The sequence below is a fragment of the Frankia canadensis genome (assembly GCF_900197875.1).
GTDB classification, from domain to species: domain Bacteria; phylum Actinomycetota; class Actinomycetes; order Frankiales; family Frankiaceae; genus Frankia; species Frankia canadensis.
This window is the reverse complement of record NZ_FZMO01000094.1, coordinates 1-13855: the sequence shown is the minus strand read 5'-3', so window position 1 is coordinate 13855 and position 13855 is coordinate 1. Positions and strand designations below refer to the sequence as shown.

General features: G+C 73.3%; 15 protein-coding genes and 1 pseudogene. 10 read left to right on the top strand and 6 right to left on the bottom strand.

Annotation, left to right across the window (positions count from 1 at the left end; all coding sequences use genetic code 11):
* Positions 1 to 194 (bottom strand): annotated as a pseudogene (locus C1A33_RS35645) (galactose oxidase); the annotation flags it as partial.
* Between the two features lie 277 nt (positions 195 to 471).
* Here C1A33_RS35645 and C1A33_RS09870 point away from each other — a divergent pair.
* Positions 472 to 2322: an ABC transporter ATP-binding protein gene (locus tag C1A33_RS09870; RefSeq protein ID WP_101831216.1), complete on the top strand. Its 1851-nt coding sequence runs from the start codon at positions 472 to 474 to the stop codon at positions 2320 to 2322.
* Between the two features lie 39 nt (positions 2323 to 2361).
* Positions 2362 to 4089 (top strand): MDR family MFS transporter, encoded by a 1728-nt coding sequence (locus C1A33_RS09865; RefSeq protein ID WP_101831213.1) that lies wholly within the window; start codon positions 2362 to 2364, stop codon positions 4087 to 4089.
* Here C1A33_RS09865 and C1A33_RS09860 read toward each other — a convergent pair.
* A complete protein-coding gene (locus C1A33_RS09860) occupies positions 4064 to 4984 on the bottom strand; it encodes a lysylphosphatidylglycerol synthase transmembrane domain-containing protein (protein WP_101831215.1) in 921 nt (306 codons plus the stop codon). The two genes, C1A33_RS09865 and C1A33_RS09860, sit on opposite strands and share 26 nt — an antisense overlap.
* A 68-nt stretch (positions 4985 to 5052) precedes the next feature.
* Positions 5053 to 6264, bottom strand: coding sequence for a glycosyltransferase family 4 protein (locus C1A33_RS09855; protein WP_101831212.1), 1212 nt, complete (start codon positions 6262 to 6264; stop codon positions 5053 to 5055).
* Positions 6265 to 6385: 121 nt separating this feature from the next.
* On the opposite strand from C1A33_RS09855, the gene C1A33_RS09850 reads away from it, so the two are divergent.
* A complete protein-coding gene (locus C1A33_RS09850; RefSeq protein WP_243407373.1) occupies positions 6386 to 7126 on the top strand; it encodes a TetR/AcrR family transcriptional regulator in 741 nt (246 codons plus the stop codon).
* Positions 7092 to 7736: a TIGR03086 family metal-binding protein gene (locus C1A33_RS09845; RefSeq protein WP_101831210.1), complete on the top strand. Its 645-nt coding sequence runs from the start codon at positions 7092 to 7094 to the stop codon at positions 7734 to 7736. The genes C1A33_RS09850 and C1A33_RS09845 overlap by 35 nt, the downstream gene beginning before the upstream one ends.
* A 68-nt stretch (positions 7737 to 7804) precedes the next feature.
* Here the strand turns inward: C1A33_RS09845 and C1A33_RS09840 are convergent, their stop codons facing one another.
* Positions 7805 to 8302, bottom strand: coding sequence for a hypothetical protein (locus C1A33_RS09840; protein ID WP_243407372.1), 498 nt, complete (start codon positions 8300 to 8302; stop codon positions 7805 to 7807).
* Positions 8303 to 8448: 146 nt separating this feature from the next.
* Between C1A33_RS09840 and C1A33_RS09835 the strand changes: the two genes are divergently transcribed.
* Positions 8449 to 8631: a DUF4236 domain-containing protein gene (locus C1A33_RS09835; protein ID WP_101831209.1), complete on the top strand. Its 183-nt coding sequence runs from the start codon at positions 8449 to 8451 to the stop codon at positions 8629 to 8631.
* Positions 8632 to 8655: 24 nt separating this feature from the next.
* Here C1A33_RS09835 and C1A33_RS09830 read toward each other — a convergent pair whose 3' ends face one another.
* Positions 8656 to 9744, bottom strand: a complete 1089-nt coding sequence (locus C1A33_RS09830) for a PP2C family protein-serine/threonine phosphatase (protein WP_101831208.1) — start codon at positions 9742 to 9744, stop codon at positions 8656 to 8658.
* Positions 9745 to 9841: 97 nt separating this feature from the next.
* A complete protein-coding gene (locus C1A33_RS09825; protein WP_101831207.1) occupies positions 9842 to 11338 on the bottom strand; it encodes an amidase in 1497 nt (498 codons plus the stop codon).
* 280 nt (positions 11339 to 11618) lie between these two features.
* Here C1A33_RS09825 and C1A33_RS09820 point away from each other — a divergent pair, with 280 nt between their 5' ends.
* From C1A33_RS09820 to C1A33_RS09800, 5 genes are all read left to right on the top strand, one after another.
* A complete protein-coding gene (locus C1A33_RS09820) occupies positions 11619 to 12161 on the top strand; it encodes a hypothetical protein (protein WP_101831206.1) in 543 nt (180 codons plus the stop codon).
* A gap of 104 nt (positions 12162 to 12265) precedes the next feature.
* Positions 12266 to 12571: a GlsB/YeaQ/YmgE family stress response membrane protein gene (locus C1A33_RS09815; RefSeq protein ID WP_101831205.1), complete on the top strand. Its 306-nt coding sequence runs from the start codon at positions 12266 to 12268 to the stop codon at positions 12569 to 12571.
* 152 nt (positions 12572 to 12723) lie between these two features.
* Positions 12724 to 13077 (top strand): VOC family protein, encoded by a 354-nt coding sequence (locus C1A33_RS09810; RefSeq protein ID WP_101831204.1) that lies wholly within the window; start codon positions 12724 to 12726, stop codon positions 13075 to 13077.
* Between the two features lie 104 nt (positions 13078 to 13181).
* Positions 13182 to 13754 (top strand): IS607 family transposase, encoded by a 573-nt coding sequence (locus C1A33_RS09805; protein WP_101831203.1) that lies wholly within the window; start codon positions 13182 to 13184, stop codon positions 13752 to 13754.
* Positions 13751 to 13855, top strand: a 105-nt coding sequence (locus C1A33_RS09800; protein ID WP_133150626.1) for a helix-turn-helix domain-containing protein, incomplete at its 3' end; no start/stop codon positions are given. The genes C1A33_RS09805 and C1A33_RS09800, both read left to right, overlap by 4 nt.

Genomic DNA, 13855 nt, shown 5'->3' with positions numbered 1-13855 from the left:
CTAGGTAGCCAGCTGTGACCACCCTGTCTGGGGGTCGGTGTTTCCAGCCCTGTGGGGCTGGCCGTGGCGGTGGGGGTCGTCGTGGCGGCGGACGACATGCCGAACGTTCCGGGCGTCGCGACGGCGGCCGCGAGGGCGGCGGCCAGGACGAACGCGCGGGACGCGCACCGCCGGGAGGTGCGGGACCAACTCATGGGTTTCCCCCCTTTTCGGGCCCGCGCCTGCGGACCCGGCGGATGGGTGGATCGCCAGGTGTGCGCGGAGGGCATTCCCATGAATGCTCTCCGTAACCTCCCGCGGGGATGTTACGGGACCGCTACCACTAGGTAGCCAGCTGTGACCACCCTGTCTGGGGGTCGGTGTTTCCAGCCCTGTGGACCGGCTCGCGTTCCTGTCGGCGTCGCGGCATAGCCTCTCCCCGTGACCGCACCGCTGTCCGCGACTGACCCGCAGTCGTCCACCCTGTCGGGGATGACCCGCCTGCACGCGCGCGTGCTCGCCCGGCTGACCGGAGCCGGCGAGGCGCGCCGCAGCGAGGTGTTCTTCGCCGATCAGGGGCGGGTCATCGGCGTTCTGGTGGGGTTGTCGGTCATCGGCTCGGTGGCGGTCGCGGCCGGTCCGTTCGTGCTGCGCCACCTGGTTGACGACGCCCTGCCCACCGGCCGGGTACGGGACCTGGTCGTCCCCGTCCTGCTGCTGGGCGCGCTGCTGGTGTTCGAGTCGGCGGTGCTGTCGCTGCGGATGGCGCTTATCGCGCGGCTCGGCGGGGTCGTCTCGGTGCGGATCCGGCAGACGGTCAACGCCCACCTGCAGCGGCTGCCGTTCGCGTTCTTCCCGCGCAGCCAGCAGGGCGAGGTCATGACCGTGATGACGAACGACGTGCTGGCCGCGCAGAACGCGATCTCCGCCACGGTGCAGGCGGTGATCTGCCGGGTGGCCGACATCGCGGTCGGATCGGTGGTCGTGTTCGTGCTGGACTGGCGCCTGAGTCTGGTGGTGCTGGTGTTCGCCCCGGCGACGCTGGTCATCGTGCGCTCCGGGCGGCGGCGCCTCGCCGCGCTGTCGCGCCACCAGCGCGAGCTCGACGGGGAGCTCATGGCGCGTCTCGCCGACACCTCCTCGGTGTCCGGGGCGCTGCACGTGCGCCTGTTCGACCGGGTCGACCACGAACTGGCCCGCTTCGACGAGGGCGGCGCCGAACTGCTTGCGGCGGCCCGGGAACAGGCTCGGCTCACCTCCCGCGTGCGGTTCCTGGTCAACCTCGGCGTCGTGGTGACACTGACGGTGGTGGTGGCGCTCGGCGCCTGGCTCGTCTCGTCCGAGCGCACGACGCTCGGCACGGTGGCCGCGCTCGGCGGGGCGCTGCTGGTGTCGTTCGGGCCGCTGTCGTCCGCGGTCGACCTGCGCACCGAGCTGTCCGGTGCCGGCGCCTCCTTCCGGCGGATCTTCGCCCTGCTCGACGTGCCGCCCGACGAGGTGCGGGCGAGGTTCGACGGCCCCGCGCTGGCCCGTCCCCGCCCGCCGGCCGCACCGGCCGCACCGGCCGCACCGGTCCGGCCGGTGGGTGGGCCCGGCGTGGACCTGACGCTGGAGGACGTCTGGTTCGCCTACGACCCGGCCGCGCCGGGGGGAGCGGGCGATCCCGGCTGGGACCTGCACGGGGTGAGCCTGCGGGTCGCCGCCGGCACGACGACGGCCGTGGTCGGCTCCAGCGGCGCCGGCAAGACGACGATCGCCTACCTGGCCAGCGGCGTGCACCGGCCGCAGCGTGGCCGCGTCCTGCTCGACGGCGTCCCACTCGACGAGATCCCACCGTCCCGCCTGCACACGGATGTCGGCGTGGTCCCGCAGGACCCGCACCTGTTCCACGACACGATCGCCGCGAACCTGCGCTACGGTCGGCTCGACGCCACCGACGACGAGCTGCGCGCCGCGCTTGACGCCGCACACCTCTCCGACCTGCTCGACCGGCTGCCCGAGGGGCTGGCCACGCGAGTCGGTGCGCGGGGCTACCGGCTCTCCGGCGGCGAGCGGCAGCGCCTCGCCATCGCCCGCGTCCTGCTGCAGTCGCCGCGGGTGCTCGTGCTCGACGAGGCGACGTCCGCGCTGGACACGGTCTCCGAGGCGGCCGTGCGGGCGGCGCTCGACCGGCTCGCCGTCGGCCGGACCTGCCTGGTGATCGCCCATCGCCTGTCGACGGTGATCGACGCCGACCGGATCTACGTCCTCGACCGCGGCCGCGTCGTCGAGGACGGTACCCATCACGACCTGCTCGCCGACGGAGGTGCCTATGCCCGGCTGTACCGGCCCAGTACGGTGTGAGCCAGATCTCTCCCGGGTGGGCAGAGAGGGGATCGCACGATGAGCTCCACCACCGGACATCCGCCAGTCGGCTACACCCACCGCCAGATCCTCGTCATCCTGTCCGGTCTGCTCCTCGGGATGTTCCTCGCGGCGCTGGATCAGACGGTCGTCTCGACGGCGATCTACCGGATCGGGGAGAGCCTCAACGGGCTGACCGCGCAGGCGTGGGTCACCACCGCGTTCCTGATCACGTCGACGATCGCCACCCCGCTGTACGGCAAGCTGTCCGACCTGTACGGGCGAAAACCGTTCTTCCTGTTCGCGATCGCCGTGTTCATCGTCGGTTCGGCGCTGTGCACGCTCGCGACGTCGATGTACATGCTCGCCGGATTCCGGGCGCTGCAGGGGATCGGTGCGGGCGGCCTGTTCTCCCTCGCTCTGGCGATCATCGGGGACATCATCCCGCCGCGGGAACGAGCCAAGTACCAGGGCTACTTCATGGCGGTGTTCGGCACCTCCAGCGTGCTCGGGCCGGTGGTCGGCGGCGCGCTGGCCGGGCAGGAGACCCTGCTGGGCATGGACGGCTGGCGCTGGATCTTCCTGATCAACGTCCCGATCGGCATCCTCGCGCTGATCGTCGTCGCCCGCGTGCTGCACGTCGACCACGAGCGCCGCGAGCACAGCATCGACCTCTTCGGCGCCATCGCCCTGGTCGCCGCTCTGGTACCGCTGCTGATCGTGGCCGAGCAGGGTCGGGAGTGGGGCTGGGGATCGGTCTCCTCGATCGTCTGCTACGCCGTCGGGACGCTGGGCGCGATCACGTTCGTGCTCGCCGAGCGCCGAGTCGGAGACGAGGCGCTGCTGCCGCCGCGGCTGTTCGGCATCCGGGTCTTCAGCCTCGGCTCGGCGCAGTCGGCGATCCTCGGGATCGGCATGTTCGGCGGGATCACCCTGATCCCGCTGTACCTCCAGCTGGTCAAGGGGAACTCGCCGACCAGGGCCGGGCTGCTCAGCCTGCCGCTGGTGATCGGGATCATGTCCTTCTCGATGATCGCCGGCCAGGTCACCTCCCGCACCGGCCGGTACAAGATCTTCCCGGTGGTCGGCTCGGTGCTGCTCGTCATCGGTCTCGTGCTGCTGGCGCTGCTGTCGGCCGACACCAGCCTGGTCCTCGTCGACCTGGCGATGTTCGTCGTGGGCGCCGGACTCGGCCTGAACATGCAGACGATCGTGCTGGCGATGCAGAACGCCGTGCCGCCTCGCGACATCGGGGTGGCGACCTCGTCGACGACCTTCTTCCGCCAGATGGGCGGTACGCTCGGCGTCGCGGTCATGCTGTCGATCGTCTACGCGGTCGTGCCCTCGAAGATCACCGCGGCCTATGCCGACGCGCGCGACACCGAGGCGTTCCAGGCCGCCGCGAGCGCCCACCCGGACCAGGTCCGCGAGCTCGGAGCCGCCTCGAGCGGTGGTTCCGGCTCGCTCAACGACCCGTCGTTCCTCAGCCACCTCGACCCGGTCCTGAGCCACCCGTTCCGGGTCGGCTTCACCGACGCGATCTCGATCGCGTTCCTGGCCGCCGCCGCCGTGGTCGTCTTCGCCATCGTGCTGTCCGCGCTGATCACCGAGGTGCCGCTGCGGGAGACGGGCGCCGCCTTCGCCGAGACCCCGCAGGCCGCCGCCCCCGTTCCCGCGCCGGCGCCGGCGCCGGCGGCGGTCTCCCCGGATCCGGCCGCAGCGGACGAGACGCCGTCGCCGGTCACAGATGGCCGCGGCGGACCATGACGGCCAGCACGCAGGCCGAGGGCGCCATCGGCAGCCAGACGGTGACGAGGCGGTAGCCGAGCACCGCGGCGAGAGCGACGGCGGCGGACTGCCCGGCCGTCATGATCGCCGCGGTGAGGGCGGCGTCCAGCGAGCCGAAACCGCCGGGGGAGGGTACCAGGGCCGACACGGCGCTGGCGGCGAAGTACAGGGTGAACACCGCGCCCACGCCGAGCGGCAGGTACAGCGCGTGGACGACGGCCCACAGGGTCGCCGCGTGCACCGCCGGAATCGCCGCCGAGCCACCCCACAGCAGCGCCGCCCGGCCCGGGGAGCGCATCGTGGCCCCCAGTGAGCGCACGTGCGCCCCGACCCGCGCCCGCTCCCGGCCCGCCCACCGTCGGGCCGCCGGCACCGCCGCGGCGATCAGTGCCGCGGCCGCCACCGCGGCGAGGGCCACCCCGCCCGAGGTGAGCATCGCGAGGCCGCTCGCCGCCGGCGCCCGGTCGGTCAGCCGATCGGTGCCGCCGGGCAGGAACCCGCCCGCCAGGAGCAGGACCAGCACGGCCAGGTGGGTCGTCAGCCCGGCGGCGGTGTCGAGGCCCACCGCGGCCAGCGACTCGCGCAACGAGAAGCCGTGCCGGTGCAGGAACCGCAGCTTCACCGCGCCGACCCCGACGCCGGCGGGCAGCACGTGGTTGGCCACGCTGCCCGCCACCTGCGCGGCCAGCAGCCGGCGCACGGGCAGCGGGCGCGACACGGTGCCCTGCTGGCAGGCGGCGCCGGCGAACCAGCCGAGCTGGGCGACGGCGAGCGCGCCGACCAGCCACAGCGGGTGGGCGCCGGCCAGCGCCACGACACCGCCACGCACCGTCGACCACGACCGCGCCAGCCATACCGCCGCCACCCCCGGCATCGCGCATGCCAGCAGTGGGCGGACGAACCACCACCGGCCCCGACTCGTCGTGACCGCTGGATCCACCCTCAGCTGCCCTGCCTCGTCAGCGACGGCGTACGGGGACGTTCTGCGGTCTGCAGGCCGTCCTCCTGACCGTCCGCCGGGTCGTCGGCGAGCAGCCTGGCCAGGCGTCCGCTCAACCCGCCCCAGCTCCATGTCGTGCGCATCCACTCCCGACCCGCCAGGCCCATCCGCGCGGCCCGGTCGGGATCGTCGAGCAGTTCGACGACCGCGCGGGTCACCGCGTCGCCGTCCCGGCCGTCGACGACGGTACCGGTGCGGTCGGGCAGAACGACGTCGGGAGCGCCGCCCTGCGCGCCGGTGATCACCGGCAGGCCGCTCGCCGCCCCCTCCAGCGACGACAGGCCGAGTCCTTCCAGATCCAGGCCCAGCCACCGGGTACGCGACGGCATCGCGAAGATGTTGGCCGCGTCGAGGTGGGCGGGCAGCTCCTCGTCGGGCACGGCCCCCGCGAAGTGCACGTCGTCCACGACCCCGGCGCGGCGCGCCAGCCGGCGCAGCCGCTCCTCGTCGGGCCCCTTGCCGACCAGCAGCAGCCGGGCGCCCGGATGGCGGCGCAGCACCGTCGGCCAGCCGCGGATCAGGGCGTCCTGACCCTTGCGCGGCACCATCCTGGCCACGCAGATCACCACCGGACGGTCGGACCAGCCCAGCGAGCGCCGCACGTCCTCGCCGCCGGCACCCGGGCGGAACCGGTGGACGTCGACCCCGCCGGTGAGTCGCGCGAGGGTGGTGCCGGCCGGGGCGACGGCGGCCAGCCGGCGCCGGGTGAAGGACGTCAGGTACGTGAGCACGTCCGCCCGGCCGGCGACGGTGCGCACCAGCGACCAGCCGACCGGCAGGCGTGACCAGGCCACCTCGTGCCCGTGGCTGGACGCGATCACCCGGCGCACGCCCGCCTCCCGCAGCAACGGGGCGAGCAGGCCGTAGGGGGCGGCGGTCGGGAACCAGGCCGCCTCGCAGCCCTCGGTGCGGACCAGGGAGCGCAGCAGGTGCCGCGACCGCGGCGAGGTCAGTACCCGCTCGCCCGCCCGGACCACCTCGAAGGGCAGCGTCCGGTCGAACTCCTCGGCACCCTCCGCCGTCGGCGCCACGACGATCACCCGGTCGGCGGGCAGTCCCGCGGTGAGATGACAGGCGAACGTCTGGATCCCGCCGAGTACCGGAGGGAACTTGTCCGCCACCACGAGCGTCCGCGGCAGTCGACGACCATCCATGAGGGGAGATGATGGCAGGCGGCCGATGTGCGGCCGATGTGCGGTGGAGCGAGGACCTGTAGTGGTCGCCGCGGGACACCTGCTTCGTCTATAAATCCTGGGTCACGACGACAGGAGACCAATGGCGGAACCGAGGGCGGGGCAGGCGGCGGTAGGGCAGGCGATGCGCGGGCGGCCGCGCGATCCGGGGGTGCGCGCGCGGGTCCTCGACGCGGCGCTCGCCGAGTACGCCCGGTCCGGCTGGGCGGGATTCACGATGCATGCCGTCGCAGGCCGCGCCGGGGTCGGGAAGTCGTCGCTCTACCTGCGGTGGCCGAGCAAGGAACGGCTGCTGGCGGACGCGATCGAGGCCTACAGCCGCCCGCTCGTGCTCGATCACGACACGGGATCGCTCGACGGCGACATGCGCGCGCTGGCGTCGCATCTGCTGGCCCACCTGCTCGATCCGGTCGGTTGGGTCACCGTACGGATCGCCGTCGACGCCGCGGTCGAGGCCTTCGACCTGCGCGGCTTCAACGACCGGGTGATCGTGCGGCACAGCGAGGCCGCCCGGCGGGTGATCGACCGGGCCGTCCGGCGCGGCGAGGTGTCCCGGGACTCCCACAGCCGGGCGCTGCTCGAGGGCCTGTTCGGCGGCCTGCTCATGCAGGCGCTGACGATGCCGGCGCCCGACGAGCGCGCGCCTGCGGACCTGGTCGAGCAGGTCACGCCACTGGTCGACCTGCTGCTGCGGGGGATCCGCGCCGGCCAGGCGGAACCGGTTGGGCGCCCCGCCGGACCGGGTAGGTCCCTGGGCGGGCCGGACGACCGGCGGAAGGAGCACCACGATGGTGTGCACGCTGACCGTTACGGAACGTCGTAGCTCGCTGGACTGGGCCATGGACGTGTTCGACACCCAGGTACGCGCGGTGCCGCCCGGTGCCTGGGAGGCCCCGACGCCGTGCCGTGACTGGGATGTCCGGGCGCTCGTCAATCACCTCACCGTGGAGCACCTGTGGGTCCCGCCGCTGCTGGCCGGGCTCACCCGCGACGACATCGGCCCCCGGTTCGATGGTGACCAGCTCGGCGTCGATCCGGTCACGCGCTGGACCGCCACCGCCCGCCGGTCCCGGGACGCCTGGAACCGGCCGGCGATCTGGTCGACCACGCCGATGCTCTCGTTCGGGCCGACGCCGGCCGGCGAGTACGCCTTCCAGCTCACCGCCGATCTGCTGCTGCACGGCTGGGACCTGGCCCGGGCGATCGACGCGGCCGGCCGACTGCCCGGCGACACCACCTCCGCGCGCACCGTCGGCAACAACCGGGAGCTCGTGCGCTGGGTGTACGACGCGCTGAGCGCGCAGATCGACGCCTGGCGCGTCGTCGGCATCTTCGCCGACCCCGTCACCGTCCGCGACGACGCCGACGACTGGACGCGGCTGATCGCGCTCAGCGGACGAGCCCCCGACTGGCAGCCCCGCCTCGACGCCTGAACGCCGCAACGGCTGGGACAGCCGAGTCCCGCGCGTTCCCGCGGGAACGCGTCAGCTTGAGAGGGTGGTCAGCACAGGGGGAAGACGGGGATCGGTAGTCCCGAGCCGCCGGTCGCCTCGGTGGGCGCGGCGGCACAGGTGCGCAGGGGCACGGCCGGCGCGGTAGTACCGGCACCGGCCCCACCGGCCGTGGCGGGAGGGGGATCCGTGGGCGCGGGGCCTGGCTGTTTGACCGTACCTGTGCCGGCGTCGGTCTGAGCACCCGTTCCGGTGCCGGCCGCGACGCCCAGCCGGCCCAGGGCGACGGCGGCGGCAGTGGCGGCCGGGTCGGGGCGCGAGCCGGTCCCCACCGCCTCGCCCGAGTGGGAGCCGGATACGGCGACCAGGCCGCCGACGGCGAACGCGGCCACCGCGCTGAGCAGCACGATCAGAACGACGAGCAGCCGCACCGTGGCGTGGTGGTCATCGTGGCCAGCCGGCGGGTGCGCCGCCCACAGCGGAATCGGATATCCGGCGCGCTCCGGTTCTGCCCGTGCCCGGGCGGAAAGGTCGGCACCGGTCCGCATGGGGCGACCGTAGTCGATCGGGGCGATGCTCGCCGTCTTGTCCACACCCGGAACGACGCCGATTCCGGATGGAGGTGTGAAAACCGGAAAGCGGGAGACAACGGAATTGTCACCCGCCGGCACCCGCCCCCATGTGGAGGTTTGTCATGGGCCTGCGCTATACCCGCCGCCCGCGATATGGACCGTTTCACCTGAACATCAGCGAGCAGGGGGTGTCGTCCGTCACCCTGAAGCTCGGGCGTGTCTCCTGGCGGGTGTGGTCGCGCGACCGGCGGCGGCGCGGGCTGTCCAGCGTCGACCTGCCCGGCCCGTTCTCCTACCGGCGCTAGCCCCGCTCAGTCGACTAGCCCCGCTCAGTCGACGGCGACCCGGGCGACGGGTGGCGCGGGGACCGGTGGGGCGGACGGGGTGCGGCGCTCGGCGAGCAGCACCGCGAGGTCGTCGTGCAGCGCGCCGCCGGCATGCGTGCCGAGCGCCGCGGTCAGCCGATCGAGGGCCTCCTCCTGGCCACCGCCGCGCAGCAGGTCCAGGCGCTCGTCGAGTGGGAAGAAGCTACCCTGCCGGTCGCGGGCCTCGATGAGACCGTCGGTGAACAGCAGCAGCCGGTCGCCGACCGCCCAGTGGTCCGTCGTCGTGGTGAACCGTTCGGCCAGGCCGAGCGGCGGGCTGGGGGAACGCAGCTGGACCGTGCGCGCACTGTCCGGCGACACCAGCCGCGGCGGATGATGCCCCGCGGAGCACATGCCGAGCCGGCCGTCGGGGTGGATGTCCAGGACGAGCGCGGTCACGAAGTCCTCGGGACCGGCCTCGCGCAGCACCGCCCGGGCGCAGGCCGCGGCGACCTGCTCCGGGTCCAGCCAGGTCACGGCGGCCTCCCGGAAGGCGCCGAGGACGACCGAGGCGAGCCGCACGGCCGGCAGCCCCTTGCCCCGCACATCGCCGATGATCACCCGGATGCTGCTGGCGGTCGGCACCACCTCGTAGAGGTCGCCGCCGACCGAGGCCTCCTCGGCGGCGGACAGGTACCGGGCGGCGAACCCGGCGCCGTCCAGCCGGTTCGGCACGGCGGGCAGCAGCGCCCGCTGCGCCACCTCGGCGACCGCCTGGACGCGGTGCAGCTTGGAGCGCTGCCGATCCCGGTACACGCAGATGTAGACGGCGATCACCGACTGGATGAGGACCAGCACGACCGCGGCGATGTGCTGGCCGCTGCCGAACCGGTCGTCCCACAGGCCCGAGCAGATCCCGACGGCGACCGTCACGGCGCCGATCGCCGCGGTGATCCAGGGCGAGCAGGCGGCCGCGAGGATGAGCGGGCCCAGGCCGAAATAACCGGTCAGGGCCACGCCCGGACCGAGATCGACGATGAGCGTCACCAGGAGCACGGCGGCACCGGCGATGATCAGCCGAAGGTTCGCGGTGCTCGTCCGGGCTGTACGCATGGGTCATTGTCCCGGCCGGACCAGGCATTCGGCCATGCCCCCCGGCAAGTCGGCAGCAAGGCGACATCGATCTGACCGGATGGTCAGGCTGGCGGCCTCACATAGCGTGCGTGGCGCGCTCACCCGGGCGGTGCAGCTGCCAGCGCTGATCGTCCTCGAGCTGCGCGGCCAGCGAGATGAGCAGTGTCTCCGCGGCCGCCGGCCCCATCAGCTGGGCGCCGACCGGAAGGCCCGCCGGGGTGCGCCCGGCCGGCACGTTGACGGCCGGCCAGCCCAGCACGTTCCACGGCCAGGCGAACGGGCAGGCGGCCACGATCGCCTGGTCGGTGGCCCAGTTCGTCTCCCGGTTGAGCTCCCCGACACGCGGCGGGGGGGTGGCCGTCGTCGGCGCGAGGACGACGTCGACCCGGCGGAAGATCCGGCCGATGTTGAGCCGGGCCAGCGGCTCGGCCGCGCGCGCCGCGGGCAGGAACGGGCGCAGCAGCCGACCGGTGCGGGCATTGGCCGCCGTGCGCGGATCGAGCAGGGACGGGTTGGGTACCCGACCGGCCCAGTCGCGGATGCCGTCCATCGACCGGGGCAGGAAGATCGTTCCGAGCAGGCCGTAGGGCGGTTCGACCGGGACGACGTCGTGCCCGAGGCGGGTCAGCGCTCCTGCGATCCGCTCCACCCCGGCGCGCACCGCCGGGTCGAGGCTGGCCGGCATGCCGCTGTACGGATGATGCAACGACAGGCCGACGCACAGGCGCGGCGGCGGATGCCCGGCCGCGGCGAGGAACGTCTCCGCGGGTGCGGGCGGGCGGGCCCGGTCGACCGGCAGGCTGCCGGACAGCACGTCGAGCAGCAGGGCGCCATCGGCGACCGTCCTCGTCAGCGGCCCGTAGACAGTGAGGCCGTTGAACTGCTCGGCCACCGGGGCGCTGGAGATCCGCCCGCGTCGCGGCTTGATCCCGACCAGATGCGTCCACGCCGCTGGGATACGCACCGAGCCCGCGCCGTCGGAGCCGATCGCGGCGGGCACCAGTCCCGCGGCGACCGCCGCCGCGGCGCCGCCGGACGAACCGCCCGGGGAATGGTCGAGATCCCACGGGTTGCGGGTCACCCCGAACGCCGGGCCCTCGGTGAACGGCCACTGGCCGAACTCGGGCGTGTTCGTCTTGCCGACGATGATCGCCCCGGCGGCCTTCAGCAGGCGGACCATCTCGCTGTCGCGCGCCGCCGGGGGGAACTCGCCCATGGCGCCGAACGCGGTGGGCAGGCCGGCGATGTCCGTGTCGTCCTTGATCGCGATGGGGACGCCGAGCAGCGGCCGGTGGGCACGCGCGGCCCGCCAGGCCCGGCCGTGGCCGCGGTCGGCCGCCGCCACGGCGGCGAGCGCCTCGTCGGCCGCGGCGGCCTCCTCGAGCGCCTCGCGGGCGCGCAGGCGGCGGAAGGCGTTGAGCGTCGCCTGGGTGGCCTCGATCCGGTCGAGCGCGGCGGCGACCAGCTCCCGCGACGACACCTCGCCCGCGGCCAGACGCTCGGCGAGGGTGGCCACACCGTCAAGCGGACCGTCGCGACTCCACTCGGCGACGGCCCCCTGCGCCTGCGACATCAGCCACCCCCTGACGCGTCGGGCTGCTGTCCGCACCGTAACCGACGGCCGGCACCAGGCACGGCGCTGCGGCGTTATGCACCGGTATGCGACGTATCTGACCGTGGGATGTGCGGTGCGTCATCGGATCACCTGACACACATCGTGTTATCAACATTGATGACGGGGTACCGCCGTGCGGAGAACAGATCGTGAACATCTCGTGGTGCCTGTCCGTGGTTGGCCGGCGCCCGGCGGCGTACATCGCATCCAGAAGTCGCATCCAGAGAGGAATCAGCTGATGACAGCGGACCCGATCCCGGCGGCCCCGAATCCAGCGCCCGAATCCGCCGCGCCCGAATCCCCCGGTCCCGAATCCCCCGGTCCCGAATCCGCCAGTCCCGAATCCGCCAGTCCCGAGGCCGCCGCGCCGGGGGCGCGGGAGCGGGTCGCGCTCGGCGCCGCCGAGGTCCGCCAGCGGGTCAACGGTGCCGCCCAGACGCTCGCGCCGCACGTCGGCGCGGCGACCGAGCGGACCCGGGAGACGGCGGGCAAGGTCGCCGGCACCGTGCGGGAGAAGGCCGCCGACAGCCCGCGCATCGCCGCCGCGACGGAGCGGACCCTCGGCGCCCGCGACCGGGCGGTCGGCACCGTGCGGGCGCAGCTCGCCCAGCACCCACAGGTGAACGCCACCGCGGAACGCACGCTGGCCACCAGCGGCAAGGCGGTCCGCTCGGCCGGTCAGCGGGCGCGCGGCAACCCGAAGGCCACCGGCGGCGTCGCCGCCGCGCTCGTCGCGCTGTGGGCGCTCGGGCGGGCGCGCCGGCGCCGCCGCGCCGGCTGAGAGGCGTCCTTTCTCGCCCGTCCGGAATGCGACTGCAAAGCGGTGTTTATGAGCTGATCCCGCGGGGACGAAGAAGTCAAGTCACCTCGGCAGGGAGAACAAAAATGGTCACCTTCGTTGTTGTCATGATTCTGCTCGGTCTGGTCGCCGGCGCCGTCGCGCGCCTGGTGCTTCCCGGCCCCGATCCGATCGGCATTCTCGGCACCATCGTCGTCGGCGTCATCGGCTCCTTTGTCGGCGGATTCCTCGGCTACGTCCTGTTCAACAAGGACATCGGCGAGGGCGCCCTGCAGCCGTCCGGCATCGTCGGTTCCATCATCGGTGCGATCATCGTGCTGCTGATCTGGCGGAACGTCGGCCACGGCTCCGGGCGCTCCCACGGCCGCAGCCGGCGCTACGCCCGGCGGTAAGCCGTACGGACTGGCCTCGGTCACCACGACACACGTCGGTGATCTCCGGGGCTGCCGAGAACACGCGAAACGGCCGCGGGATCGGCCGGCGGTACCCATGGGTATCCGCCCCGGTCCCGCGGCCTTCGTCGTCGTGGTGGCACGATGACGGAATGGAACGTGTGCTTGGCATCGGTGGATACTTTCTGCGGGCCGCCGATCCGGCGGCCCTGACCGCGTGGTACCGCGATTGTCTGGGCCTCGACGCGGACGAGAACGGGCTGTGGCGGCCGGAAACCGGCCCGACGGTGTTCGCGGCGTTCGAGGCCGACACCGACTACTTCGGCTCCCGCGCCCAGGGGGCCATGCTCAACTTCCGGGTTCGCGACCTGGACGCGATGCTCGCGCAGCTGCGCGAGAAGGGCGCGGAGGTGGCCGCGCAGACCCAGGACATGGCGGGCGTCGGCCGTTTCGGCTGGGTCACCGATCCCGCGGGCAACCGGGTCGAGCTCTGGCAGCCCGCCTGACCGCACCCGCACGCGGGCGGAGACGTGCGGGTGCGGCCGGCGGGGGTAGTAACTGTTGCCCGGCTGGCACTCGTTAGCTCTCTTCAGATTGCTATAGTTTTCATGTGAACCTCAAGGAGTGGGCAGAGTCGCAGGGTGTGGCGTACGTGACCGCCCAGCGCTGGTTCCACGCCGGCAAGCTCCCGGTCCCGGCACGCAAGGTCGGTGGCCTGATCCTCGTCGGCGAGCCCGACCGCCCGGCTACTTCAGGCATGGTGGTCGTGTACGCCGGGGTGTCGTCCGCAGACCAGAAGCCTGATCTTGACCGGCAGGTCGCTCGCGTCACCGGCTGGGCCACCGGGCAGGGGCTGGGTGTCGACAGGGTCGTGACCGAGGTCGGGTCGGCGTTGAACGGGCATCGGCGGAAGTTCCTCGCGCTGCTCCGCGACCCCGCAGCGACGACGATCGTCGTCGAGCATCGCGACAGGTTCGCCCGCTTCGGCGCCGAGTACGTCGAGGCCGCTCTCGCCGCGAACGGCCGCCGCCTACTCGTCGTGGACCCAGCCGAGGTCGATGACGACCTGGTCCGCGACATCACCGAGATCCTGACCTCGATGTGCGCCCGGCTGTACGGCTGCCGCGCCGCCGCGAACCGAGCCCGCCGCGCGGTCGCCGCCGTCACTGAGGCGGCCGAATGAGGACGTTGCAGGCGTACCGGTTCGCACTCGACCCGAACGACGCCCAGGCCGCGAACCTGCGTCGCCACGCGGGGGCGGCCCGGTTCGCCTACAACTGGGCC